23 protein-coding genes are annotated in these 23,737 nt (G+C 73.8%); 13 read left to right on the top strand and 10 right to left on the bottom strand.

The window, feature by feature from the left end; genetic code table 11:
• Positions 1 to 49: 49 nt before the first annotated feature.
• Positions 50 to 709, bottom strand: a complete 660-nt coding sequence (locus tag GA0070603_RS15240) for a hypothetical protein (RefSeq protein WP_091313698.1) — start codon at positions 707 to 709, stop codon at positions 50 to 52.
• 23 nt (positions 710 to 732) lie between these two features.
• Here GA0070603_RS15240 and GA0070603_RS15235 point away from each other — a divergent pair, with 23 nt between their 5' ends.
• Both GA0070603_RS15235 and GA0070603_RS15230 read left to right on the top strand, forming a co-directional pair.
• Complete coding sequence (locus tag GA0070603_RS15235; protein ID WP_091313696.1) at positions 733 to 1,248, top strand: acyl-CoA thioesterase; 516 nt, start codon at positions 733 to 735, stop codon at positions 1,246 to 1,248.
• Between the two features lie 153 nt (positions 1,249 to 1,401).
• Complete coding sequence (locus tag GA0070603_RS15230) at positions 1,402 to 3,390, top strand: acetoacetate--CoA ligase (protein ID WP_091313693.1); 1,989 nt, start codon at positions 1,402 to 1,404, stop codon at positions 3,388 to 3,390.
• An 8-nt stretch (positions 3,391 to 3,398) separates the two neighbouring features.
• On the opposite strand, the gene GA0070603_RS15225 is transcribed toward GA0070603_RS15230, so the two are convergent.
• Positions 3,399 to 4,088 carry a TIGR03089 family protein gene (locus tag GA0070603_RS15225; RefSeq protein WP_091313690.1) on the bottom strand — a complete coding sequence of 230 codons (690 nt, stop codon included), beginning with the start codon at positions 4,086 to 4,088 and terminating at the stop codon, positions 3,399 to 3,401.
• Positions 4,089 to 4,239: 151 nt separating this feature from the next.
• On the opposite strand from GA0070603_RS15225, the gene GA0070603_RS15220 reads away from it, so the two are divergent.
• Positions 4,240 to 5,385, top strand: coding sequence for a glycosyltransferase family 4 protein (locus GA0070603_RS15220; RefSeq protein ID WP_091313687.1), 1,146 nt, complete (start codon positions 4,240 to 4,242; stop codon positions 5,383 to 5,385).
• Positions 5,386 to 5,448: 63 nt separating this feature from the next.
• Positions 5,449 to 6,540, top strand: coding sequence for a mannose-1-phosphate guanylyltransferase (locus GA0070603_RS15215; protein ID WP_091313685.1), 1,092 nt, complete (start codon positions 5,449 to 5,451; stop codon positions 6,538 to 6,540).
• A 12-nt stretch (positions 6,541 to 6,552) separates the two neighbouring features.
• Here the strand turns inward: GA0070603_RS15215 and GA0070603_RS15210 are convergent, their stop codons facing one another.
• A complete protein-coding gene (locus tag GA0070603_RS15210) occupies positions 6,553 to 7,125 on the bottom strand; it encodes an NUDIX hydrolase (RefSeq protein ID WP_091313683.1) in 573 nt (190 codons plus the stop codon).
• Between the two features lie 39 nt (positions 7,126 to 7,164).
• On the opposite strand from GA0070603_RS15210, the gene GA0070603_RS15205 reads away from it, so the two are divergent.
• Both GA0070603_RS15205 and GA0070603_RS15200 read left to right on the top strand, forming a co-directional pair.
• A complete protein-coding gene (locus tag GA0070603_RS15205) occupies positions 7,165 to 8,202 on the top strand; it encodes a hypothetical protein (RefSeq protein ID WP_091313680.1) in 1,038 nt (345 codons plus the stop codon).
• Between the two features lie 252 nt (positions 8,203 to 8,454).
• Entirely contained in the window at positions 8,455 to 9,447 is a 993-nt protein-coding gene (locus tag GA0070603_RS15200) for an ArsR/SmtB family transcription factor (protein ID WP_091313677.1), read from the top strand.
• 76 nt (positions 9,448 to 9,523) lie between these two features.
• On the opposite strand, the gene GA0070603_RS15195 is transcribed toward GA0070603_RS15200, so the two are convergent.
• Positions 9,524 to 10,609, bottom strand: a complete 1,086-nt coding sequence (locus tag GA0070603_RS15195) for a coenzyme F420-0:L-glutamate ligase (protein ID WP_091313673.1) — start codon at positions 10,607 to 10,609, stop codon at positions 9,524 to 9,526.
• On the bottom strand, positions 10,606 to 11,553 hold the full coding sequence (gene cofD / locus GA0070603_RS15190) for a 2-phospho-L-lactate transferase (protein WP_091313669.1): 948 nt from the start codon (positions 11,551 to 11,553) through the stop codon (positions 10,606 to 10,608). Before cofD ends, GA0070603_RS15195 begins: the two co-directional genes overlap by 4 nt.
• Before the next feature lie 99 nt (positions 11,554 to 11,652).
• On the opposite strand from cofD, the gene GA0070603_RS15185 reads away from it, so the two are divergent.
• The 6 genes from GA0070603_RS15185 to GA0070603_RS15160 all read left to right on the top strand — a co-directional run bounded on the left by GA0070603_RS15185 (position 11,653) and on the right by GA0070603_RS15160 (position 18,164).
• Positions 11,653 to 12,552, top strand: a complete 900-nt coding sequence (locus GA0070603_RS15185) for a hypothetical protein (protein ID WP_091313666.1) — start codon at positions 11,653 to 11,655, stop codon at positions 12,550 to 12,552.
• 77 nt (positions 12,553 to 12,629) lie between these two features.
• A complete protein-coding gene (locus GA0070603_RS15180; protein ID WP_091313663.1) occupies positions 12,630 to 15,137 on the top strand; it encodes a bifunctional FO biosynthesis protein CofGH in 2,508 nt (835 codons plus the stop codon).
• 151 nt (positions 15,138 to 15,288) lie between these two features.
• Complete coding sequence (locus GA0070603_RS15175; protein WP_091260123.1) at positions 15,289 to 15,570, top strand: hypothetical protein; 282 nt, start codon at positions 15,289 to 15,291, stop codon at positions 15,568 to 15,570.
• Between the two features lie 92 nt (positions 15,571 to 15,662).
• Positions 15,663 to 17,060 (top strand): DUF4331 domain-containing protein, encoded by a 1,398-nt coding sequence (locus GA0070603_RS15170; RefSeq protein WP_091313659.1) that lies wholly within the window; start codon positions 15,663 to 15,665, stop codon positions 17,058 to 17,060.
• Between the two features lie 12 nt (positions 17,061 to 17,072).
• Positions 17,073 to 17,411, top strand: a complete 339-nt coding sequence (locus GA0070603_RS15165) for a phospholipase (protein WP_091313656.1) — start codon at positions 17,073 to 17,075, stop codon at positions 17,409 to 17,411.
• Positions 17,412 to 17,903: 492 nt separating this feature from the next.
• Positions 17,904 to 18,164, top strand: a complete 261-nt coding sequence (locus GA0070603_RS15160) for a WhiB family transcriptional regulator (RefSeq protein ID WP_013284161.1) — start codon at positions 17,904 to 17,906, stop codon at positions 18,162 to 18,164.
• Positions 18,165 to 18,350: 186 nt separating this feature from the next.
• Here GA0070603_RS15160 and GA0070603_RS15155 read toward each other — a convergent pair whose 3' ends face one another.
• Positions 18,351 to 18,800 carry a metallopeptidase family protein gene (locus GA0070603_RS15155; protein ID WP_088963879.1) on the bottom strand — a complete coding sequence of 150 codons (450 nt, stop codon included), beginning with the start codon at positions 18,798 to 18,800 and terminating at the stop codon, positions 18,351 to 18,353.
• 154 nt (positions 18,801 to 18,954) lie between these two features.
• On the opposite strand from GA0070603_RS15155, the gene GA0070603_RS15150 reads away from it, so the two are divergent.
• Positions 18,955 to 19,329, top strand: coding sequence for a DUF3499 domain-containing protein (locus tag GA0070603_RS15150; RefSeq protein ID WP_091313652.1), 375 nt, complete (start codon positions 18,955 to 18,957; stop codon positions 19,327 to 19,329).
• A gap of 224 nt (positions 19,330 to 19,553) precedes the next feature.
• Here the strand turns inward: GA0070603_RS15150 and GA0070603_RS15145 are convergent, their stop codons facing one another.
• From GA0070603_RS15145 to GA0070603_RS15130, 4 genes are all read right to left on the bottom strand, one after another.
• The gene (locus GA0070603_RS15145; protein ID WP_208862889.1) at positions 19,554 to 20,930 is read right to left on the bottom strand and encodes an NAD(P)/FAD-dependent oxidoreductase; all 1,377 of its coding nucleotides are present in this window, start codon (positions 20,928 to 20,930) and stop codon (positions 19,554 to 19,556) included.
• A complete protein-coding gene (locus GA0070603_RS15140; protein WP_091313649.1) occupies positions 20,930 to 21,625 on the bottom strand; it encodes a pyridoxamine 5'-phosphate oxidase family protein in 696 nt (231 codons plus the stop codon). Before GA0070603_RS15140 ends, GA0070603_RS15145 begins: the two co-directional genes overlap by 1 nt.
• Positions 21,610 to 22,956 (bottom strand): aspartate aminotransferase family protein, encoded by a 1,347-nt coding sequence (locus GA0070603_RS15135; protein ID WP_091313645.1) that lies wholly within the window; start codon positions 22,954 to 22,956, stop codon positions 21,610 to 21,612. Before GA0070603_RS15135 ends, GA0070603_RS15140 begins: the two co-directional genes overlap by 16 nt.
• Positions 22,957 to 23,104: 148 nt before the next feature.
• Complete coding sequence (locus tag GA0070603_RS15130) at positions 23,105 to 23,617, bottom strand: Lrp/AsnC family transcriptional regulator (RefSeq protein ID WP_091313642.1); 513 nt, start codon at positions 23,615 to 23,617, stop codon at positions 23,105 to 23,107.
• Between the last annotated feature and the right edge of the window lie 120 nt (positions 23,618 to 23,737).

The following is a 23,737-nucleotide window of genomic DNA, read 5'->3' as shown; positions in this document are numbered from 1 at the left end:
GGGGCGACGATCGGGCGGGCGGGCCGGGTGACCGGCCCGCCCGCGGTCGTCAACGGGTCTCGGTGGTGCCCTCCGGCCGGGTGGTCGCGCGCGGAGGCGCGGACCACGGCGACTCGCCGCCGGAGCGGCGGGGCAGGGGTTCGGTGGGGGTGTCGGGGTAGGCCAGCGTGAGCGGAGCCGGGTCGCCCTCCTTATTCGGGCCCGTCGGGGGCCAGTCGCCGAGCGAGGGGTTGTGCTCGACCGGCTTGTCGGCCGGGGTCAGCTCCGCCTCGGCCGCCGCCCCGCGCGGCCGCTGCCGCCAGCGCTGGCCGCTGAACACGGCCATCAGCAGCAGCACGCCGATCAGGAACAGCGTGCCGTTCTCCAGGGGGTGGCGCAGCGGCAGCGGGTCCCCGAGCATCTTCCAGCTCTCGGGGATCCGGTCCCGCACGCTGAAGGGCGCGACGAACAGCCCGAGGTACGGGACCGCGAGCAGCAGCCCGGCCACGGCCGGGCCGAGTGGCGAGAAGCGCAGCGTGCCGAGCAGGCCGAGCAGGATGCCGGCGACGCCCAGGTAGACGGCCGGCTCGATCAGGTTGGGCGTGCTGTACGTACCGATCTCCACCCAGCGGTGCACGGTGCGCTCAGATCCGTCCTGACCGAGCGTGACGAGCACCCAGGTGACGGGCGCCACCACCAACCCGGCGAGGAAGCTCCAGAGATGTCGCATCCGCGCACCGTACCGTTTTCGGCATGACAGATCACCCCTCCGCCCCGCAGGGCAAGCCGACCTCGTACTCGCGCGTCACGCTGAGTCGCATCATGACCGCTGTCGATGTCAATCTGTACGGGACCGTGCACGGTGGGGTACTGATGAAGTTCGTCGACGACGTCGCCGGGGCGGCGGCGGCCCGGCACAGCGGGGGCACCGCGGTGACCGCCTCGATCGACGAGATCGTCTTCTCCGAGCCGGTCCGGGTCGGCGACCTGGTGCACGCGCACGCCCAGGTCAACTGGACCGGCAACACCTCGATGGAGGTCGGGGTGAAGGTGGTCGCCGAGCGCTGGGACTCGGCCGAGGACGAGCCGGTCCGGGTCGCCACGGCGTACCTGGTCTTCGTGGGGGTGGACGTGGGCGGCGCGCCGCGCCCGGTGCGGCCGGTGCTGCCGGAGACGGCGGAGGACGAGCGGCGCTACCGGGAGGCGGAGATCCGCCGGGCCCACCGGCTGGCCCGCCGCCGCGCCATCCAGGCCCACCGCGCCGGCTGACGGAAGCCGGCCCACACACCCCGCGGCCCGGGCGTGTGGGCCGGCCACGCCCCCTCACCGGCACCCGGTGCGGAGAATGGCCTCGCGAGGTAGGGCAAGATGGCGCCACGGCCCATGCACAGTGTCGTGACGGGCCTCAGGGAGGGTGGAACAGTGGGTGACGTGCTGTGGACGCCGCCGGCCGACGTGCGTGAGCGGTCCCGGATCGGTGACTACCTGCGCTGGCTGGCCGAGCACCGGGGGCTGGAGTTCGCCGACTACGACGCGCTGTGGCAGTGGTCGGTGACCGACCTGCCCGCCTTCTGGCGGTCGGTCTGGGACTACTTCGACGTGGTCGCGCACACCCCGCCGACCGCCACGCTCACCGACCGGACCATGCCCGGCACCCGCTGGTTCCCCGGCGCGACCCTCAACTACGCCGAGAACGTGCTGCGGATGCCGGGCCGGGGCGATGCCGACCCGGTGGTGATCGCGCACGGGCAGACCCGCGCGCCGGAGACGCTGACCGCCGCGCAGCTGCGCGAGCAGGTCCGCCGGGTGGCGGCCGGCCTGCGCCGGCTCGGCGTGGGGAAGGGCGACCGGGTGGCGGCGTACGCGCCGAACATCCCGGAGACCTACGTCCTGCTGCTCGCCACGGCCAGCCTCGGCGCGATCTTCTCCTCGTGCGCGCCCGAGTTCGGCACCCGCAGCGTCACCGACCGCTGGCAGCAGATCGAGCCCACGGTGCTCGTGGCGGTCGACGGCTACCGCTACGGCGACAAGCCGGTCGACAGGCGCGCCGAGGTGGCCGCCATCCGGGCCGCCCTGCCGTCGCTGCGGCACACCGTCGGCATCGCGTACCTCGACCCGGCCGGCGCCCCGCCCGAGGGCGCGCTGTCCTGGGGCGAGCTGGCGGCGGAGACCGACGAGCCGCTGGCCTTCACCCCGGTGCCCTTCGACCACCCGCTCTACGTGCTCTACTCCTCCGGCACCACGGGGCTGCCCAAGCCGATCGTGCACGGCCACGGCGGCATCCTGCTGGAGCACCTGAAGATGCTGGCCCTGCACCACGACCTGGGCCCGGCCGACAGGTTCTTCTGGTTCACCACCACCGGCTGGATGATGTGGAACTTCCTGGTCTCCGGGCCGGCGGTGGGCGCGGCGATCGTGCTCTTCGACGGCAACCCGGGCCACCCCGACCTGGGCGCGCTCTGGCGGCTGGCGGCGGAGACCGGCACCACCTACTTCGGCACCTCGGCGCCGTTCCTGCTGGCCTGCCGCAAGGCCGGGCTGGTCCCGAAGGAGAGCGCCGACCTGTCCGCGCTGCGCGGGGTGGGCTCGACCGGCGCCCCGCTGCCCGTCGAGGGCTTCACCTGGGTCTACGAGAACGTCGGCGACCGCCTCCAGCTCCAGTCGCTCTCCGGCGGCACGGACGTCTGCACCGGCTTCGTCGGCGGCGTGCCGCTGCTGCCGGTGCACGCCGGGGAGATCACCTGCCGGGCGCTCGGCGCGAAGGTGGAGGCCCGCTCGGCCGACGGCACGCCGGTGATCGGCCAGCTCGGCGAGCTGGTGATCACCGAGCCGATGCCGAGCATGCCGGTCGGCTTCTGGAACGACACCGACGGCTCCCGCTACCGGGAGGCGTACTTCGAGGTCTACCCGGGGGTCTGGCGGCACGGCGACTGGATCACCATCAACGAGCGTGGCGGTTGCGTGATCACGGGCCGCTCCGACGCCACCCTCAACCGGGGCGGCGTCCGGCTCGGCACGGCCGAGTTCTACTCGGTGGTCGAGGGGCTCGACGAGGTGGTCGACTCGGTCGTGGTGCACCTGGAGGACGACGAGGGCGGGGCCGGCGAGCTGCTCCTCTTCGTGGTGCTCGCCGAGGGGCTGGAGCTGGACGACGAGCTGCGGCGCAGGATCTGCCGGGAGCTGCGTACCGCGCTGTCGCCGCGGCACGTCCCCGACGAGATCCACCAGGTCCGGGCCGTCCCGCGCACCCTGAGCGCGAAGAAGCTGGAGGTCCCGGTGAAGAAGATCCTGACCGGCACCCCGGTGGACAACGCCGCGGCCAAGGGCGCGCTGGCCAACCCGGAGTCCCTGACGGCATTCGCCGCCTTCGCCCAACGCCGCGCCGACGCGGAGAACCCGACCCGGGCCTGACCCCCGCGTCAGGTCAGGGCTCGGGTGACCTTTTCCGTTGCTGTGCGGGAGTCCAGGACTGTCGGGTCTAGGTTTGCGCAGGCGACCACTGTGGTGGCGGCCGTCAACGGGGCGAGGAGCCAGTCGACCGGGTCGGCGTGCGCCGTCACGTCGACCAGGAGGCGGTCGCCGGGGGTCAGGCAGAGCTCCGCGGCCCGGGCCTCCGCGCGGGCCAGCAGCGCCGCGTCCCCCGCACCAGCTTCGGGGTACGGGGTGAAGTGGTCGCCGTGACCGCGCACCGCCGACACGAAGTCGGCGAAGCCGGCCGGCACCTCCCGCATCGGCAGCGCGAACGGGTCGAGGGCCAGCGCGTACCGCTCGCCGGCCGGCCAGGCGCCCGCCTCGTCGACCCGGCCGGCGGCCGCGAAGAGCACGTCCACGTCGCCCGGGGCCTCGGCCACGGTCAGCTTCGCCGACCAGCAGCCGAGCAGCACGGCGGCGGTCTGCCAGTGCGGCGGCAGCAGCACGGCGGCCGTGTCGCCGGGGGCGAGGGCGACCTCGTCGACGAGCAGGTTGGCCGTCTTGGCCACCCAGTTCGCCAGCGTCGCGCCGGACAGTTCGGTGCGCTCGCCGGTGGCGTCGTCGTACCAGGTCAGCAGAGGGCGGGCGGGGTCGCTCGCGATCGCGTCGGCGAACACCCGGGCAATGTTGTCGGCCATCGGCGCGAACGATACGCGCCCGGGGCGCGTACTCGATGACAACGACAAGTCGGCGTACCGTCGGGTCGCAGTCAGCGTCGGGCACCCGGCCCGGCGTAGGCTTGCCGACAGTGTTGTTCCCCACAGACGCGCCAGCCTGAGGAGTCGCCCCGTGACCGCCGGCCGCCCGCCCCGCGTGCTCATCGACGCCACGAGTGTCCCCGCCGATCGCGGCGGCGTCGGTAGATACGTCGACGGCCTGCTCGGTGCCCTCGGCCGGGTCTGCGGCTCCGGCGTCGACCTGGCCGTGGTGAGCCTCCGCACCGACCTGGAGCGCTACACCCGGATGCTGCCCGGCGCCGAGGTGATCCCCGCCCCGGCGGCCGTCGCGCACCGGCCCGCCCGGCTCGCCTGGGAGCAGACCGGCCTGCCGCTGCTGGCCCAGCAGGTCGGCGCCGAGGTGCTGCACTCGCCCTTCTACACCTGCCCGCTGCGGGCCGGCTGCCCGGTCACGGTCACCGTGCACGACGCGACCTTCTTCACCGAGCCGGAGCACTACGACAAGTCGCGTCGCACCTTCTTCCGCAGCGCGATCAAGACCTCGCTGCGCCGCGCCAACCGGGTGATCGTGCCGAGCAAGGCCACCCGTGACGAGCTGATCCGCCTGCTGGACGCCGACCCGACCCGGATCGACGTGGCCTACCACGGCGTCGACCAGGCCGCCTTCCACGCGCCGAGCGAGGAGGAGAAGGCCCGCGTCCGGGCCCGCCTCGGGTTGGGCAGCAGCAGCTACGTGGCGTTCCTCGGGGCCAAGGAGCCGCGCAAGAACGTCCCCAACCTGATCCGCGGCTGGGCCCGCGCGGTGGCCGACCGGGAGAACCCGCCCGCGCTGGTCATCGCCGGCGGTCAGGGGCACGACGACGACATCGACCGCGCCGTGGCCGAGGTGCCGTCGCACCTGCGCCTGCTCCGCCCCGGCTACCTGCGCTACGGCGACCTGCCCGGCTTCCTCGGTGGCGCCCTGGTCGCCGCCTACCCGTCCTACGGCGAGGGCTTCGGCCTGCCCATCCTGGAGGCCATGGCGTGCGCGGCGCCGGTGCTCACCACCCCGCGGCTGTCCCTGCCCGAGGTGGGCGGCGACGCCGTGGCGTACACGAGCGAGGACCCGGACCAGATCGCCACCGACCTGACCGCCCTGCTCGACGACGAGCAGCGCCGGCTGTCGCTGGCCAAAGCCGGCTTCGACCGGGCCAAGGAGTTCACGTGGGAGTCCAGCGCCGAGGTGCACATCGCCGCGTGGAGCCGTGCGCGTTCCTGAGTGTCACCTGCGGGTACGCCCGACCCCGGTCCCGTAGCACGGCGGTTCGGGCATGATGTGCTGATGTTCTACGCCGTCATCCCGGCGGGTGGCAGCGGCACAAGGTTGTGGCCGCTGTCCCGTGCCGGCCACCCCAAGTTCCTCCACCCGCTGACCGGCACACCGGCCTCGCTGCTCCAGGCGACGGTCGACCGGCTGTCGCCGTTGACCAGCCCCGAGCGCACGCTGGTGGTCACGGGGGCCGCGCACGTCGCGGCGGTGGCCCGGCAACTGGCGGGCGTGCCGGAGGAGAACATCCTGGTCGAGCCCTCGCCCCGCGACTCCTGCGCGGCGATCGCGCTGGCGGCCGCGGTGATCGCCGCACGCGACCCGGAGGCGGTGATGGGCTCGTTCGCCGCCGACCACCTCATCGGTGACCCGGCGCGCTGGGCCGAGGTGGTCCGGCAGGCCATCCGCGGCGCCGAGCAGGGTTCCCTCATGACCGTGGGCATCACCCCGACCCGCCCCGAGACCGGCTACGGCTACCTGGAGACCGGCGAACCGGTGGGCGACAGTCCGCTGCGCCCGGTGATCGAGTTCAAGGAGAAGCCGGCCGTCGAGGTGGCGGAGGTCTACCTCCGCTCCGGCCGGCACCTCTGGAACGCCAGCATGTTCGTCTGGCGGGTGGACGTCTTCCTGGCCGAGCTGGCCCGGCAGCAGCCGGCCCTGCACGCGGGGATCACCGCGATCGCGGCGGCGTGGGGCAGCCCCGAGCAGGACGACGTCCTCGGCACGGTCTGGCCGACCCTGCCGAAGATCTCCGTGGACTACGCGGTGATGGAGGGCGCGGCCACCGCCGGCCGGGTGGCGACCGTCCCCGGCGACTTCGGCTGGAACGACGTCGGCGACTTCCACACCCTCGGCGAGGTGCTCCCCGCCGACGCCGCCGGCAACGTGGTGCTGGGCGGCGACGCCAAGCCGGGCGTGCTGCTGCGGGACACCAGCGGCCTGGTGGTGGTGCCGCAGTCCGGTCGGCTGGTGGCCGCGATCGGCGTCCACGACCTGATCGTGGTGGACACCCCGGACGCCCTGCTGGTCTGCCCGCGCGACCGGGCGCAGGACGTCAAGAAGATCGTCGACGAGCTCAAGGAGCGCGGCGAGGAGGGGCTGGTCTGAGCCGGCCCCGGTTCAGCCGGCGACCCGCCGGGCCAGCGTCGCCAGCGCCGGGGCCACCAGTTGGACGGTCCCGTCGGCCAGCGGCTCGGGCAGCCGGTCCGGCGGGAACCAGCCCAGCGCCTCGGACTCGGCGCTGACCCGCTCGGTCGCCCCGGCCGGGGCGAGCACGGCGAACCGGACGTCGTAGTGCAGCGAGCCGCCCTGGCAGGCCACCGGGTGGATGTCCACGTCGATCGGCGTGGGGTCGACCACGAGGCCGGCGATCCCGGACTCCTCGGTGGCCTCACGCAGCGCGGCGGCCGCCAGGGTCCGGTCGCCGGGCTCGCAGTGCCCGCCGAGCTGCACCCACTTGCGGAACTTGCCGTGCAGGCACAGCAGCACCCGGTCGCCGGCCGGGTCGAGCACCAGGGCGCTGGCGGTGACGTGCCCGGGCCGGTGCGCCCGGCTCATCGCCGCCGGCCCGGCGGCGAGCAGCGCCAGGGTCCGGTCCCGGTTCGCGGCGGCCGCCGGGCTGGTCGCCGTCCAGCGGCTCAGCACCGCGGTGGCGTCGGCGTGCAGGTGGGCGTACGTCTCGGTCTCCGGCACCCCGCCACTGTACGGGCGCGCCCTCCGTACCCTGGCCGGGTGACCCTGCGACTCGTCGAGTTCGTCGTGGCCGGCAACGAGGCCAGTGACCTGCTGCCGGTACGCTCCCCGGCCCTGCTGCGCGCCCACGGCGCCCGGCGGGGATTCTGGACCGTCCTCGACGAGGGCCCGGTGGAACAGTGCCTGGCCCTGCTGCTGGAGCGCGCGGACGGCGAGTGGGTGGCGCACCACGTGTCCGCCGACGCCGGCCCCGAGAACGGCCGCACCGAGGACGGCGAGGCGCTCGCCCACCACGACGGCTGGGTGTACGTCTTCGGCTCGCACTTCGGCTCCAAGGCCGGCCCGCTGCGCCCCCGGCGGGCGTTCGTGGCCCGGTTCCGCGAGGACGACGCGGCGCGCGGGACGCTGCCGGTGCACGTGGTGCGCAACCGGTTCCGGCTGCACCGGGCGGTCAACGACGCGCTCGCCGCGGCGCCGCTGACCCCGCTGCCGCCCGGGGAACGGGTCCGGCAGCGGTTCATCGTGGAGACCCTGGCCCGGAGCACCGCCCGGGCGAAGAGTTGGGTGAGCCGGCTGGCCGAGGGCGACCTGCCGCTCAACGTCGAGGCGGCGGCCTTCACCCCGGCCGGGACGGTGCTGCTCGGGCTGCGCTTCCCGGTGACCGCCGAGGGCGAGCCGATCCTCGTCGAGGTGGCCGGTGTGGCCGATATGTTCGGCGATCACCCCGGCTGGCCGCGGGCCGTCGGTGCGTACGCCCTGACCGGGGTGACCCCGGCGGGCACGCTCACCGGCTTCCGGGCCATCGCCCCGACGCCGGACGGCGGCTACGCGGCGGTGATCGGCTCCATCGACGCGGTCGGCAAGGGTTCGGTGCTGCTGGACGACCACCCGCACGGCGGCGAGGTCACCTCGCGGCACGTCCGGTTCCGGCACGACGTCGGCCCGGACGCCCGGGTGGCGGGGAAGCTGGTGGCCGAGCTGGCGCCGTTCCACCACGTGGAGGGGCTGGCCGAGCTGGACGGGAGCTGCTACTACGTCACCGACGAGGACCACCGGGTGGCGCTCTGGCTCGGCTGAGCGGTCGCCGGACGACACCTCCACGGAGAAGAGCCGCAGACCCTCGTGGTGCCGTCCGGGCGACCGGCGCGCCCGCTGACCGTCGACCGGGCCGGCACTGCCGCGCCCCGGCTACGGCGGGCAAGGGCAGTCTGCCCAACCCGCCCACGCACCGTCGAGGTTTTTCATCCCACGCTTAAAAATGGAGATAAGTGCCGGCGAGTACAGTGCTCAGGGTGGCGGGCACTCCCTCTGTCCGCCCGGGAGAGTTCCATGCTGAAGGTCGTTTTCTCCCGCGAGGACATCCTGCGGACCAGGGTGGCCCCCGCCGCGGACCCGGTCTGGGAGCTGGTCCTCAGCCTGCACCTGCTCCAGGGGCGCGGGCGTGACCCGCTGCTGACCGAGTGGCGACGCACCGTGGCCCGCGGGCTGCGGACCGACAGCGCGGCCGAACGCTACCGACTGCTGCTGGCCCTCAACCCGCCCCGCGGCTACTTCCCCGACTTCCTCACCCCGTACGCCAGCAAGGACGGCCTGGAGGCCGGGCTGGAGGCGGTCCGGGGCACCCCGGCCGACATGCTCCGCCGGGACCTCGGCCTGCTGGCCGAGGAGAACACGCTGCCGCCGTCGGCGACCGCGCTGGCCCGCGGCGAGCCCGAGGTGCTGCACCACCTGACCGACTCGATGCTGCGCTACCAGTCGCTGGCCGTCACCCCGTACTGGTCCCGGATCCAGGCCGCCGTGGAGGCGGACCGGGCCCGCCGCGCCCGGGCCCTGCTCGACGGCGGCGCCGAGGGGCTGCTGGCCAGCCTCCGCCCGAGCATGCGCTGGGACGGCGAGGTGCTGGAGGTCCTCGACTACCCGGACAGCCGGGAACTGCACCTCGACGGCCGCGGACTGCTGCTGGTTCCCTCGTTCTTCTGCGCGCGCACCCCGGTCGCGCTGCTCGACCCGAGCCTGCCGCCGGTGCTGGTCTACCCCGTCGACCGGCTCGGCGGCCTCATGCCCGAGGCGGGCGGCCACGCCGACGCCGCGCAGCGGGAGGCGCTGGCCGCCCTGCTCGGCCGGACCCGGGCGGGCGTGCTGGAGGCCGCCGACCAGGGCTGCACCACCGGCGAGGTCGCCCGCCGGCTGCGCATCTCCGCCGCTGCGGCCAGCCAGCACACCACCGTGCTGCGCAACGCCGGGCTGCTGGTCAGCCACCGCGACCGCAACACCGTCCTGCACACCCTGACCCCGCTCGGCCGGGCCGTCCTCGACGCCTGACGAGCCGCCCGGCCACGCCGCCATGGGACGACACGGACGGCCCAGCGGGCGACACCACGCCGCCCGGCCCGCACGGTCAGACGGCGAGGGCCGCGCAGGCGGTGCTTCCGGGCGGCGGGGAAAGCAGCGCCGACGGGACGCCCTCGGCGGCCAGCGCGGTACGCAGCCGTTGCAGGTCGGCGCCGAACCGCACCAGGTCCGCCGGGTCCACCGGGGCCGGCGGCGCGCCCAGCACCAGACCGGTGGCCTCCGCCGGCCAGCCGGGCACGGTGGCGACCAGTCCGGCGCGTACCTCCTGGTCGGTGACGTGGGTGAAGACGGTGCCGGGCGCGACCACCTCGGCGACCGCGGCGATCGCCCGGTCGACGGCGGCCGGGTCGGCCGGTGCCGGACCGGGGCCGTCGGCCAGGGTGGCCGCCGCCCGCAGCCCGGCGGCGTGCGCCTCCGCCGTGCCGAGGGAGAAGAGGTCCAGCGACGCGTCCCGGACCAGCGCCCGGGCGCCCGTGTCGTCGTCCCGCGTCGCGCCCAGGTAGCCCCGGATCACCGCGACCGGCACCTGGTCGCACTTGCCCTTGATCAGCTCGCCGGCGCCGGCCAACTCGTCCACCACGGCCATCTGGGTGAGGTGGAGCTCGTTGCCGTAGGGGTCGATCTCGCCCCGGTGGTCGCGGATCGCCGGCATTCCGGCCACCCCGAGCGCCACGTCGGTGAGACCGTTGCGCCACGGCCGGCCCATGGTGTCGGAGACGATGACCGCGACGTCGAGGTCGTACCGCTCGCGCAGCGCGGCCCGCAGCGCGCGGGCGGAGGCGTCCGGGTCCTCGGGCAGCAGCACCAGCCGGGTCTTGTCCACGTTGGACGCGTCGATGCCGGCGGAGGCCATCACGAACCCGTGGTGGGTCTGCACGATCCGGGTCGCGCCGCGGCTGGCCACCACCCGGGCGGTCTCCCCGGCCAGCACCTCGTCCCGGGCGGCGAGCCGGTCCGGGCCGTCGGCCGGCACGTCGACCAGCCGGCCCTCCGCCTTCGACACGATCTTGCTGGTCACCACCAGCACGTCGCCGTCGCGCAGCCAGGGCGCCGCGGTGGCGATCAGCGCCGCCAGGTCGTCGCCCTCGGTCACGTGGCCGATGCCCAGCACCGGCAGGATCTCCAGCCTCACATCAGCTCCAACGCGGCCCGGACCATCGCCACCGTCGCCGCCTCGTCGATCATCCGCAGCGGCGCCGCGCGCACGGTCACCTCCGGCACCACGGTGCCCTCGTCCTCGGGCGCGACCAGCCAGCCGTCGAGCAGGCCGCCGGCCGACCGGGCGCCGTACAGGCCCCCCACACCGGCCGCGCTGCACTCGACGCCGAGCACGGACAGGCAGCGGTCGGCCATGCCACGGACCGGCGCGCCGCCGATGATCGGGGACACCCCGACGACCGGTGCCGGACCGTCGGCGACCGCGTCGCGCAGGCCCGGCACGGCCAGGATCGGGGCGATGCTCACCACCGGGTTGCTGGGCGCCACGAGCACCACGTCGGCGGCGCCGATGGCCTCCACCACCCCGGGCGCCGGCTTGGCCGCCTCCGCGCCCACGAAGACGAACCGGTGCGTCGGCACGTCCGCCCGGTGGCGCACCCACCACTCCTGGAAGTGGATCGCCCGCTGGCCGCCGTCCAGGTCGACCACGACATGCGTCTCCAGCCGGTCGTCGGTCGCTGGCAGCAGGCGTACGCCGGGCTGCCACCGGGTGGCCAGCGCCTCGGTGACCTGGGACAGCGGGTAGCCGGCGTTGAGCATGGTGGTGCGCACCAGATGGGTGGCGATGTCCTTGTCGCCCAGCCCGAACCAGGCCGGCTCGGCGCCGTACGCGGCCAGCTCAGACTTGACCGTCCAGGTCTCGCCGACCCGGCCCCAGCCGCGCTCCGGGTCGGCGCCACCGCCCAGCGTGTACATGACACTGTCCAGGTCGGGGCAGACCTTCAGCCCGTGCAGCAGCAGATCGTCGCCGACGTTGACCACGGCGGTCACCTCGGCGCCCACCTCCCGGGCGTACGCCCGGACGCCGAGCAGGAACCGGGCGCCCCCGATCCCGCCGGTCAGAACCACGATGCGCATGGCGTCCATCCTTCCGCACGCGCGGCCGTCGATCGCCCGGTGGCCCGAGAGACTACGCTCACGTCGGCAACTGTCCGTTTTCGTCCCCAGGGGGAGTCCGTGACCAGCCCCGCCGAGCCCGCGTCCGGCGACACCACGCAGGCCAGCCAGTTGACCAAGCCGTTGCGCGAACTGGCCGCGCTCGTCCTGCTCGGCGCGAACGCCGTGCTGCTCTTCGTCGGCCTGCTGCGCCTGCTGGTGCCCGTCGACGACTACAGCACGTTCAGCGGCCGGGCCGGGAGCACCTTCTTCGCCTTCGTCGGCCTGGAGTCGACGGTCCTGCCGCTGCTGGCCGTGCTGCTGGCCACCCACGTCCGCCCGGTGCTGCCGAAGGCGAAGCTGATCACCCAGGTGGCGCTTGTCGAGTACGCCGTCTCCGCGGCGTTCGGCGCGCTCACCTTCCTGATCTGGATGGTCGGCCGGCTCGCCGACGGCGAGGTGCTGGACGCCTTCCTCGGCCTGCTCACCCGGGTGGCCTGGCTGGCCGTCTTCGCGATCGCCGCGTTCGTCGTCGTCAAGATCTGGCGCACCCTCTACTACGTCCCGAAGCCGAAGCCGCAGCCCGGTGTCTACGGCCAGGCGCAGCCCGGCTGGCCGCAGCAGCCCGGCGGTTACCCGGCTCCGGGCGGCTACCCGCAGGCCGGCGCGCCGCAGCAGCCGGGCGGCTACCCGCAGCCCGGTCCGTACGGCCCGCCGCAGTCCGCGCCGCCGTTCAACACCGCCCCGCCGCACACTCCGCAGTCGAGCCCGCCGTTCGGCGCGCCGCAGTCGAGCCCGCCCTTCCCGCAGTCCGGGCCGGCCTACGGCGGTGCTCCGCACCCGGCCCCGCCGTTCGGTCAGCCGCCGTCCGCGGACCCGACCCAGGCCATCCCGCGCCAGCCGGTCGACCCCGGCCACCCGGCGCCGCCGGACGACCGCACCCAGCGCTTCGACCGGGAGGACCCGAACTACCCGCGCTGAGCCGTCGGATGCCGCCCGTCCCCGCCTCGTGGCCGGGGGCGGGCGGCTCCGCACCGGCCAGCGCATAGGCTGGGCGGATGGTTGATCGCAGCGATCCCGCCCCCACCGAGGCGAGCGTCCGGCGGGCCCTGGGCCGGGCCGCCACGGGCCGGGCCCTGGACGTGGCCGAGGCGAGCGGGCTGCTGACCGCGCGCGGCGCGGCCCTGGACGAACTGCTCCGGATCGCCGGTGAGATCCGCGACGCCGGGCTGCGGGAGGCCGGCCGCCCCGGCGTCGTCACCTTCTCCAAGAAGGTGTTCATCCCGCTGACCCGGCTCTGCCGGGACCGCTGCCACTACTGCACCTTCGCCACCGTGCCGCACCGGCTGCCCGCCGCGTACCTGGAGAAGGACGAGGTCCTCGCCATCGCCCGGGAGGGCGCCGCGCAGGGCTGCAAGGAGGCGCTGTTCACCCTCGGCGACCGCCCCGAGGAGCGCTGGCCGGCCGCCCGGCGGTGGCTGGACGAGCGGGGCTACGACTCCACCCTCGACTACCTGCGCGCCTGCGCGGTGGCGGTGCTGGAGGAGACCGGGCTGTTGCCGCACCTCAACCCGGGCGTGCTGTCCTGGTCGGAGCTGCAACGGCTCAAGCCGGTGGCGCCGAGCATGGGCATGATGCTGGAGACCACCGCGACGCGGCTCTGGTCCGAGCCGGGCGGCCCGCACTACGGCTCGCCGGACAAGGAGCCGGCGGTGCGGCTGCGGGTGCTCGACGACGCCGGCCGGGTCGGCGTGCCGTTCACCACCGGGCTGCTCATCGGGATCGGGGAGACCCTGGCCGAGCGGGTCGACGCGCTGTTCGCCATCCGCCGGGCGCACCGGGAGTACGGCCACCTCCAGGAGGTGATCGTGCAGAACTTCCGTGCCAAGCCGGACACCGCGATGCGCGGCATGCCGGACGCGGAGTTGCACGATCTGGCCGCCACGGTGGCGGTGGCCCGGGTGCTGCTCGGCCCGAAGGCCCGGATCCAGGCCCCGCCGAACCTCATCGAGGGCGAGTACGACCTGCTGCTGCGCGCCGGCATCGACGACTGGGGCGGCGTCTCGCCGGTGACCCCCGACCACGTCAACCCCGAGCGGCCCTGGCCCCAGCTGGACGAGCTGGCCCGGCGCACCGGGCAGGCCGGCTTCACCCTGCGCGAGCGGCTGACCGTCTACCCCGAGTACGTCCGGGCCGGCGATCCGTGGCTCGATCCGCGCCTGCTGCCGCACGTCACCGCCCTCGCCGATCCGGAGACCGGGCTCGCCGTCGAGGCGGCCCGCCCGGTGGGCCGGCCGTGGCAGGAGCCGGAGGAGGTGTTCGGCGGGCGTACCGACCTGCACGTCACCATCGACACCACCGGGCGGACCGGCGACCGGCGGGGCGACTTCGACGACGTCTACGGCGACTGGTCGGAGGTGGCCGCGAAGGTCGCCGTCCCGGTCGCCGTGGCGAGCGACCCCGACCTGCGGGCCGGCCTGCGGCTGGCCGCCGACGACCCGGGCGCGCTGCTCGAACCGGCGCACGAGGCGAAGGCGCTGGCGCTGTTCGGGGCGGACGGGCCGGCGCTGGACGAGCTGTGCCGGATCGCCGACGACGTGCGCCGGGACGCGGTCGGCGACGACGTCACGTACGTCGTCAACCGCAACATCAACTTCACGAACGTCTGCTACGTGGGCTGCCGGTTCTGCGCCTTCGCCCAGCGGGAGAGCGACGCCGACGCGTTCCGGCTCTCCCTGGCGCAGGTCGCCGACCGGGCCGAGGAGGCGTGGGCGGCCGGCGCCACCGAGGTCTGCCTCCAGGGCGGCATCGACCCGAAGCTGCCGGTCACCGGCTACGCCGACATCGTCCGGGCGATCAAGGCGCGGGTGCCCGGGATGCACGTGCACGCCTTCTCGCCCATGGAGATCGTCACGGCCGCCGCGAAGGCCGGCGTGCCGGTGAAGGAGTGGCTGCTCCAGCTCCGCGACGCCGGCCTGGACACCATCCCCGGCACCGCCGCGGAGATCCTCGACGACGAGGTGCGCTGGGTGCTCACCAAGGGCAAACTGCCGGCCGCCGCCTGGGTCGACGTGGTGAGCACGGCACACGAGCTGGGCATCCGGTCCAGCTCCACGATGATGTACGGCCATGTCGACCATCCCGGCCAGTGGCTGGCCCACTTCCGGGTGCTGGCCGGCGTGCAGGACCGCACCGGCGGCTTCACCGAGTTCGTGGCGCTGCCGTTCGTGCACACCAACGCGCCGATCTACCTGGCCGGCATCGCCCGGCCCGGCCCGACCTGGCGGGAGAACCGCGTCGTGCACGCCATGGCGCGGCTGCTGCTGCACGGCCGGATCGCCAACATCCAGTGCTCCTGGGTGAAGCTCGGCGACGCCGGCACGGTGGCGATGCTCCAGGGCGGCTGCAACGACCTGGGCGGCACCCTCATGGAGGAGACCATCTCCCGGATGGCCGGCTCGGGCAACGGCTCGGCCCGCACGGAGGAGCAGCTCCGGGGGATCGCGGCGGCGGCGGGCCGGCCGGTCCGCAAGCGGACGACCGCGTACGGTCACGCCGACGCGTAGCGTCGAACCTTTCCCCGCCGCCGGCCGTACCAGTGGATGCCGGCGGCGGTTGCGGCGAGGACCGCCGCCGGCGCCCCAGCCCGGGGCACCCGGCGGCGTCCGGGTCCCGGTCCACCGTGGGCGCTGCGGCGCCGGCCCGGAAAGGTTGCCCATGACCACTGATGAGCCGAAGCGGCGGCCCTGGCCGCGACTGACCCGCCGGCAGACGTTGACCGCGGCGGCGAGCGCCACCCTGGGCGCCGCCGCCCTCACCGTGCCGGGCCTGTCCGCCGCGCAGAACGCCCCCTCGGCGGGCCGGCGCGACGAGCCGATCGTGGTCCACCTCCGCGACGCGGCCTCCGGCGCCCTGGACGTCTTCGTCGGCACGACCCGGATCCAGGTACGCGACCGCGGCCTGGCCGACCGCCTGGTCCGCGCCGCCGGCCGGCGCTGATCCTCCCGGGCCGCACCGGCCCGGCCCTTCCCGGCGCGGGCTCCCCACGCCGGTCCCGACTTCCGCTACCCCCGACGAAGGTGTGGTCCGCCATGTCCTCTCACCGCGAGGCCCCGGAGATAGCCAAGGATCCGGTCGCCGACAGCTCCGACCTGTACGCGTTCGTCACCCCGAGCCAGCCCGACACGGTCACGTTGATCGCCAACTACGTGCCGGTGCAGCTTCCCTCCGGCGGCCCCAACTTCTTCGAGTTCGGCGACGACGTCCGGTACGAGATTCACGTCGACAACGACGGCGACGGTTATCCCGATGTCACCTATCGTTTCGAATTCACCACCGAGATCACGAATCCGAACAGCTTTCTTTACAACACGGGACCGATCGAGTCGCTGGAGAGCAGGAACTGGAACCGGCGGCAGTTCTACCGGCTGACCCGGATCGCCGACGGCCGTGAGCACGTCCTGGCGCACCAGCTGCCCTGCCCGCCGTGCAACGTCGGGCCGCTGTCCACCCCGAAGTACGCCGATCTGGTGCGGCAGGCGACGTTCAAGCTGTCGACCGGGGAGAAGGTGTTCGCCGGCCAGCGCGCCGACGGGTTCTTCGTCGACCTGGGCGCCGTCTTCGACCTCGGTACGCTGCGCCCCTTCCAGCAGTTGCACGTGGCCGGCAAGAAGCTGTTCAAGACCGAGGGTGAACCGGTCAACGCGCTGGACCGCCTGAACGTGCACAGCATCGCCGTGCAGATCCCGCTCGCCAAGGTGCGGCGCAAGGCCAGCCGGTACGGCCAGGCCGACCGCGCCTCGACCATCGGCGTCTGGACGACGGCCTCCCGGCAGCAGGTCCGGGTGCTGGGCGACCGGGTGGCCGCGGACACCGCCGCCGGCCCCTTCACCCAGGTCTCCCGGTTGGGCAACCCGCTGTTCAACGAGGTCGTCGTGCCGATGTCCAGAAAGGACCTGTGGAACACCCTGCCGCCGGCCGAGGACAAGCGCTTCGCCCCGTTCGTCGAGCACCCCGAGCTGGCCGCGCTGCTGCCCGCGCTCTACCCGGGCGTGTTCCCCAACCTGGACGCGCTGAACAAGTCGAAGAAGCCGCGGGCGGACCTCGTGGCGATCCTGCTCACCGGCGTACCGGCCGGGCTGATCGACGGCTTCGCCAACACCACCGGCGACGTGCAGGCCGACATGCTGCGGCTGAACACGGCCATCCGGCCCAGCCGCAAGCCGGACCGGTTCGGGGTGCTCGGCGGCGACCTGGCGGGCTTCCCGAACGGCCGGCGGGTCGGCGACGACGTGGTGAGCATCGCCCTGCGGGCCATCGCCGGGTTGACCGTGCCGCTGGTGGACAAGACGTTCAAGCCCGACGCCGCGGCGGCCGCGGTCACTCCGGGACTGAGCGCCGCCGACGTGACGGCGCCCTTCCTCGGTGACTTCCCGTTCCTCGGCACGCCGTACGACGGGTTCAACAACCCGCCGGCGGCGAAGTCCTGAGCGGGAGGTCAGATGCACCACCAGCACACCCTCGGCCCGTCGGAGAGCGGCAGCGTCGTGCTCGACCTGGGTGGCGACTCCGGCGCGCTGATCATCCACACCGGACGCGACCTGCACGGCCGGGAGATCGAGATCAGCCGCGCCGACCGGGAGGGCCCCCGCACCCACTCCGCCGTACGCGAGCGGCACGTCCGCGACGGGGTCGTCCACAGCGCCGTCTACCCGGATCTGGCGGCCGGCCTCTATACCGTCTGGTGGGATGAGCGCACCCCCGCCGGAGCGATTTCCGTCACCGGCGGGTCGATCGCCGAATTCGTCTGGCCGGCCAGCTCACCGACGGGAGCTGACTGAGCGCTCAGGCCGTCGCACCGTCGCGCCTCGTCCACATGGTGGGCGGGGCGCGGTCGGCGTCTGCGGCCTCGACGGGCGGTATCGCCGCGACCGGGTTAACCTGTGCCCCACCAATGCTGATCTTGGACGGTGTCACGACGACCGCCCGGGTACGGCCCGCCGGGAAGCCTCCACCGGGGGCCGCCGGCGGTGTCCACACCGGTGCGCCACGGCAGAAAACTTGGGGCAACTCGCCGGGGAAGGCGTTACTCGTCCGGGGTCTGAATCGATAGGGCAGGTTGCGAGGGTCGGGCGGCCAGGCGGTCGTCCGGAACGTGTCGGGAGGGCGACTCCATTATCAAGTTTGGCTTGACGGCGCACGCATTACACGCGTGTAATTTGAATGGGGTTGTTCGCGCGGAACGCAACAAATTGTGACCGGACGAACAAGCACGCCTTTCGCGTGGGGGGTTGCAGCGGCGATGACGCCGGTGCGCGACAAGGAGGCAACGGATGGACGGCCAGCTCGAGGTGGCCGACCTGCTCGGAAACGCGCCGGAGTGGCAGGAGCGGGCGCTGTGCTCGCAGACCGACCCGGAGGCGTTCTTTCCCGAGAAGGGCGGCTCGACCCGCGAGGCGAAGCGCATCTGCTCGCGGTGTGAAGTGAAGACGGAGTGTCTCGAATACGCGCTCGGCCACGACGAGCGGTTCGGGATCTGGGGTGGGCTCTCCGAGCGGGAGCGGCGCAAGCTCAAGCGGCGGGTCGCCGCCTGACGCGCGTACCGGACCGGGGCGGTGGGGGCCGCCCGGGATCCGGGCCGACGACCCGGCCGGCGGGGGCCGGCCGGGACGCGGCAACGGTGGGGTGCGGCAGTCGCCCGGCCACGATGCGCCGACGGCCCGTCAGGCAGGCGGGGATGCGGCGGCGGCCAGGTTTGCCGACGGCCCGCCGGTCACGGCTCAGGCCAGTTCGTCGGGGTCGACCCCGAGCAGGTTCGCCACCTGCTCGATGATCACGTCGTGCACGAGGTCCGCGAGGTCCTCCCGGTCCATGGCCCGGAACTCCAGCGGCCGCCGGTAGAGCACGATCCGGGGCGGCACCTCCTGCCGGCCCGGGCGGCCCGGCAGCAGCCGGGCGAGCGGGACCTCGCCGTCCTCCAGCACGTCCGAGTCGTAGACGTTCAGGTCCGGCGGGACGTCCTCGACGGCGAACTCGACCCCGGCCAGCTCCTTCGCGAAGCGGCGTTCGAGCGTCTCCACCGTGTCCAGCACCAGGTCGTCGAAGACCTCGGCCTTGGTCCGGGCCAGCGGCACGGTGGCCGGCACCAGCCGCCCCCGCAGCCCCCGCCCGTGGCGGTCACGGTGGGTGCGCCGGCCGGAGCCGGGGCGGCGGTGTTCCGGGCTCGTCATGACGCAAAGGGTAGCCCCCGGACCAGGGTCGGCCGCCGTCGCGCCGCCGGCCCGGCGCGCCGACGCGCCGATCGGACGAATTGTGATCACCATGACGGGCGTGTCGCAACGCGAAGCGGTGCGCCGCACCCGGTAATGGAGATACCCTGCCGCCGTGAGGTCACCACGGCGCTGCTCCCGTAACGGCTGCCCCCGGCAAGCGGTCGCCACATTGACCTATGTCTACAACGAGTCGACGGCCGTGGTGGGGCCGCTGGCCGCGTTCGCCGAGCCGCACACGTACGACCTGTGCGAGCCGCACGCCCGCAACCTCACCGCCCCGCGCGGCTGGGACGTGGTGCGCCACGAGGGCGAGTTCGAGCCCCCGCCCCCGACGACGGACGACCTGGTGGCCCTTGCCGAGGCGGTCCGCGAGGCCGCCCGCCCCGCACCCCCGCGCCCCCCGTCGGACGACGACCACCACCAGACCCCCCAGCCCCACCAGCAGGGCCGCCGAGGTCACCTCCGCGTCATCCCCCCGAACCACTAGGCCCGCGGCCCGTCGGCGGTGATCAAGAGGTTCGCGTCAGGATCCGCCCACCGGCCGACCAAAACTCCTTGATCAACCCCTGAGGTCGAGGGTCGCCCGTCGTGGGGGCCGGCCCAAGGCCCGGTTGATCATGAAGTTGGCGGCGTTTCTGATCTCCCAGGGTGCCGCTATTTCAAGATCAACGGGACGAGGGTGGGGCCGGGGTCGGGGACCGGTGGGGGTGGTCAGTGGCCCAGGAGGTGGGAGAAGGCCTTGGCTCGGCGGGACGGGCGGTTGGTTTTCTGCTCGGCCTCGTCGGCTGAGAACATGACCTTCAGGCCGGCGTTGACCGCCAGCCAGCGGAGGGGTTCGGGTTCCCATCTCGGGGAGCGGTGGTTGACCCAGGGGAGGGCGGTCAGGTCGGTCCGCTCGCCCCGGATCAGGTCGGCCAGCGTACGGCCGGCCAGGTTGCTGGTGCCGACACCGTCGCCCACGTAGCCGCCGGCCCAGGCGAGACCTGTCGACCGGTCCAGCCCCACCGAGGCGGCCCAGTCCCGGGCCACGCCGAGCGGACCGCCCCAGGTGTGCGTCACCGGCACTTCGGGCCCGAGCACGGGGAAGAGTTCGCCGAGCACCCGGCGCAGCGCCGCGAAGACCCGGGGCTCGCGGTCGAAGTCGGGACGGACCCGGGAGCCGTAGTGGTAGGGGGCGCCCCGCCCGCCGAAGGCGAGCCGCCCGTCGGCGGTGCGCTGGCCGTAGATGATGACGTGCCGGTAGTCGGAGAACGTCTCCCGCTCGGCCAGGCCGATCTCCGCCCAGGTCGCCTCGGGCAGCGGCGCGGTGGCCACCATCAGCGAGTAGACCGGCGCCACGGCCCGCCGCTGGCCGGGCAGCGCCGGGGTGAATCCCTCGGTCGCCCGGACCACCACCGGCGCGCGGACCACGCCGGCCGGGGTCACCGCCGCACCGGGCCGCAGGGCGGTCACCGGGGTCCGCTCGAAGACGCGTACGCCCCGTCGCTCCACCGCCGTGGCCAGGCCGCGGACCAGCTTCGCCGGGTGCACGGCGGCGCAGTGCGGGGTGTACGTGCCGCCGCGTACCCCCTCGGCGTGGCAGCGGGCGGCGGCCTCGGCGGCGTCGAGCAGCACCAGGTCGGCGTCGGTGAGCCCGTGCTCGCGGGCCTCGGCGACGGCGGCCCGCGCCCGGCCGAGCTGCACCTCGGTGCGGGCCAGCACCACGGTGCCGCCGGCCCGCCAGTCGCAGTCGATGCCCTCGGCCGCGACCACCCGGCCGACCTCGCGGACGGTCTCGTGCATGGCCCACTGCATGGCGAGCGCCCGGTCCCGGCCGTGCCGGCGGGCCAGCGCCGGCAGGGAGGTGGGGAAGAGCGCCGAGCACCAGCCGCCGTTGCGGCCGGAGGCGCCGTACCCGGCGATCTCCTTCTCCAGCACGACGATCCGCAGCGACGGGTCGGCCGCGGCGAGGTAGTAGGCCGTCCACAGCCCGGTGTAGCCGGCACCCACGATCACCACGTCGGCGTCCGTGTCGCCGGGCAGGCCGGGGCGGGGAGTCAGCGGGGCGTCCAGGCTGGACAGCCAGTACGACAGATCCTGGTAGCGCATCACCACTCCGGTGGGGGCAGGTCGTGGCGCAGCCGCGGGTCGGGCTGCGGGATGCCGTACGCCTCGACGACAGGCACCACCCCGGCCCAGACCTGGCGGTCGAGGTCGTCGTCGGGGTCGTCGGGCGGGCCGGCGCTGACCTTCACCGAGCACTCGTCCAGCGGCAGGGCGAGCACCAGCGTGGCGGCCAGTTCCTTCGCCGAGGGTGGCCGGATCTCCGCCCAGCGGCCGGGGAGCAGGTGCTCGGAGAGGCGGTGCAGCGCGGCCAGCTTCGCCTCGCCGGTGAGCGCGGTGAGCGTGCCGAGCACCATGGCGCAGCGGTAGTTCATCGAGGACTCGAAGGCGCTGCGGGCCAGCACCAGGCCGTCGAGCAGGGTGACGGTGAGGCAGGCGGGCGCGCCGGCGGCGAGGTGCCGGAACAGCCGGCTGCCGGTGGAGCCGTGCACGAGCACCCGCTCCCCGTCCCGGGCGTACGCCACCGGCAGCGCGTACGGCTGGTCGCCGTCGGCGATGGCCAGGTGGGCGACGCGGCCGGCGTCGAGTACGGCGTGCAGCGTCGCCCGGTCGTCGACGGCCAGGTCGGGCAGCCGCCGTACGCGGGTCCGGTCGGTGCCCCCGACGGCGCGGGGCCGGGAACCGCCGTCGCGGTCCCCGGCCCCGGCCGACGACGGGTCGCCGGTCAGAGGCGCGCCCATGCCTCGGTCAGCACGGCGCGCAGGATCTGCTCGATCTCGTCGAACTGCTGCTGCTGGGCGATCAGCGGCGGGGCGAGCTGGATCACGGGGTCGCCCCGGTCGTCGGCGCGGCAGTAGAGCCCGGCCTGGAAGAGCGCGGTGGAGAGGAAGCCGCGCAGCAGCCGCTCCGACTCGGCCTCGTCGAAGGTCTCCCGGGTCGCCTTGTCCTTGACCAGTTCGATGCCGTAGAAGTAGCCGTCGCCGCGGACCTCGCCGACGATCGGCAGGTCGTTGAGCTTCTCCAGGGTGGACCGGAAGGCGCCCTCGTTGGCCCGGACGTGCCCGACGAGGTCCTCGCGGGCGAAGACCTCCAGGTTGGCCAGGGCGACCGCGCAGGAGACGGGGTGGCCGCCGAAGGTCACACCGTGGGCGAACATGCCGGTCTCGGTGAGGAACGGCTCCATGAGCCGCTCGCTGGCGATCATCGCGCCGAGCGGGGCGTAGCCGGAGGTGATGCCCTTGGCCGTGGTGATGATGTCGGGCTGGTAGCCGTAGCGGACGGCGCCGAAGTACTCGCCGAGCCGGCCCCACGAGCAGATCACCTCGTCGCTGACGAGCAGCACGTCGTACGCGTCGCAGATCTCCCGGACCCGCTCGAAGTAGCCGGGCGGCGGCGGGAAGCAGCCGCCGGAGTTCTGCACCGGCTCCAGGAAGACCGCGGCGACGGTGTCCGGCCCTTCCCGCTCGATGGCGCGGCCGATCTCCTCGGCGGCCCAGCGGCCGAACGCCTCGGGGTCGTCGCCGTGCTCGGGGGCCCGGTAGAAGTTGGTGTTCGGCACCTTGATGCCGCCGGGCACCAGCGGCTCGAAGTCGCTCTTGATGCCGGGCAGGCCGGTGATCGACAGCGCGCCCATGGAGGTGCCGTGGTACGCGATGTACCGGCTGACGACCTTGTACTTGTTCGGCTGTCCGGTGCGCTTGAAGTAGGCCCGGGCCAGCTTCCACGCCGCCTCGACGGCCTCGGAGCCGCCGGTGGTGAAGAAGACCCGGTTCAGGTCGCCGGGGGCCAGCGAGGCGACCTTCTCGGCCAGCTCGACGGCCTTGGGGTGGGCGTACGACCACAGTGGGAAGTAGGCCAGCTCGCCGGCCTGCTTGGCGGCCGCCTCGGCGAGTTCGGTGCGGCCGTGGCCGGCGTTGACGACGAAGAGCCCGGCCAGCCCGTCCAGGTAGCGGCGGCCCTGCGAGTCCCACACGTACGCGCCCTCGCCGCGCACGATGGTCGGTACCTCGCCGGCGGAGTAGCTGGCCATCCGGGTGAAGTGCATCCAGAGGTGGTCGGTGGCGTTGGCCATGTCAGCCCCATCGGGTCTCGGGCCGGTCAGGGGTGACACCGGCCGCTCTGCCCACGGTTATCCCACAGTCGATGCTGATAACGCAAGTGTGTGGGGCGAATGACAACGGATTCAGCGAGCGGCGTTTATCGCCGCAACGGAATCCGCATCAGGCGGTGCCCCAGCTGTAGGTCTGCTTGCGGAGCTTGAGGTAGACGAACGCCTCGGTGGAGACCACACCGGAGACCCCGCGCAGCTTCTGGAGGATCTCCAGCAGGTGCTCGTCGTTGCGGCAGACCACCTCGGCCAGCAGGTCGAACGACCCGGCGGTGATCACCACGTAGTCGATCTCCTCGAACTCGGCGAGCCGGTCGGCCACCCGCTCCAGGTCGCCGTCGGTGCGCAGGCCGATCATGGCCTGGCGGGGGAAGCCGAGCTGGAGCGGATCGGTCACCGCCACGATCTGCATGACCCCGGCGTCGAGCAGGCGCTGCACCCGCTGGCGCACCGCCGCCTCGGACAGGCCGACCGCCTTGCCGATGGTCGCGTAGGGGCGACGGCCGTCCTCCTGGAGCTGCTCGATGATCTGCTTGGCCACGTCGTCGAGCAGAGCGTGACTGGCACCTTCACGCACCGTGACGCGGCGGCTGCCGTTGCCGTTCTCCAGTTGCCGGTTGGCCATCGTCCGCTCCCCATGTCCGAATCCTCGTGCTGAGCGTAGTGCCCCGGCGCAGTCTGGCGTATTTCGTGGTGCTTGGCTAATCCCGCAACGGAATCCCTTGTAAGGGAGGTCACCTCATGT

It is taken from the genome of Micromonospora chersina (assembly GCF_900091475.1).
Lineage (GTDB): Bacteria > Actinomycetota > Actinomycetes > Mycobacteriales > Micromonosporaceae > Micromonospora > Micromonospora chersina.
The sequence above is the reverse complement of the archived record's forward strand: the minus strand, read 5'-3'. Positions and strand labels throughout refer to the sequence as shown.

What these genes read in the sequence shown, in the direction of transcription:
- GA0070603_RS15200 (WP_091313677.1), top strand. Translation starts at nt 8,455, where the DNA reads ATGCTGAAGGTCGTTTTCTCCCGCGAGGACATCCTGCGGACCAGGGTG.
- GA0070603_RS15140 (WP_091313649.1), bottom strand. Translation starts at nt 21,625, where the DNA reads ATGGGCGCGCCTCTGACCGGCGACCCGTCGTCGGCCGGGGCCGGGGAC.
- GA0070603_RS15170 (WP_091313659.1), top strand. Translation starts at nt 15,663, where the DNA reads ATGTCCTCTCACCGCGAGGCCCCGGAGATAGCCAAGGATCCGGTCGCC.
- GA0070603_RS15225 (WP_091313690.1), bottom strand. Translation starts at nt 4,088, where the DNA reads ATGGCCGACAACATTGCCCGGGTGTTCGCCGACGCGATCGCGAGCGAC.
- GA0070603_RS15165 (WP_091313656.1), top strand. Translation starts at nt 17,073, where the DNA reads ATGCACCACCAGCACACCCTCGGCCCGTCGGAGAGCGGCAGCGTCGTG.
- cofD (WP_091313669.1), bottom strand. Translation starts at nt 11,553, where the DNA reads ATGCGCATCGTGGTTCTGACCGGCGGGATCGGGGGCGCCCGGTTCCTG.
- GA0070603_RS15240 (WP_091313698.1), bottom strand. Translation starts at nt 709, where the DNA reads ATGCGACATCTCTGGAGCTTCCTCGCCGGGTTGGTGGTGGCGCCCGTC.
- GA0070603_RS15160 (WP_013284161.1), top strand. Translation starts at nt 17,904, where the DNA reads ATGGACGGCCAGCTCGAGGTGGCCGACCTGCTCGGAAACGCGCCGGAG.
- GA0070603_RS15175 (WP_091260123.1), top strand. Translation starts at nt 15,289, where the DNA reads ATGACCACTGATGAGCCGAAGCGGCGGCCCTGGCCGCGACTGACCCGC.
- GA0070603_RS15235 (WP_091313696.1), top strand. Translation starts at nt 733, where the DNA reads ATGACAGATCACCCCTCCGCCCCGCAGGGCAAGCCGACCTCGTACTCG.
- GA0070603_RS15155 (WP_088963879.1), bottom strand. Translation starts at nt 18,800, where the DNA reads ATGACGAGCCCGGAACACCGCCGCCCCGGCTCCGGCCGGCGCACCCAC.
- GA0070603_RS15145 (WP_208862889.1), bottom strand. Translation starts at nt 20,930, where the DNA reads ATGCGCTACCAGGATCTGTCGTACTGGCTGTCCAGCCTGGACGCCCCG.
- GA0070603_RS15135 (WP_091313645.1), bottom strand. Translation starts at nt 22,956, where the DNA reads ATGGCCAACGCCACCGACCACCTCTGGATGCACTTCACCCGGATGGCC.
- GA0070603_RS15130 (WP_091313642.1), bottom strand. Translation starts at nt 23,617, where the DNA reads ATGGCCAACCGGCAACTGGAGAACGGCAACGGCAGCCGCCGCGTCACG.
- GA0070603_RS15180 (WP_091313663.1), top strand. Translation starts at nt 12,630, where the DNA reads ATGGTTGATCGCAGCGATCCCGCCCCCACCGAGGCGAGCGTCCGGCGG.
- GA0070603_RS15215 (WP_091313685.1), top strand. Translation starts at nt 5,449, where the DNA reads ATGTTCTACGCCGTCATCCCGGCGGGTGGCAGCGGCACAAGGTTGTGG.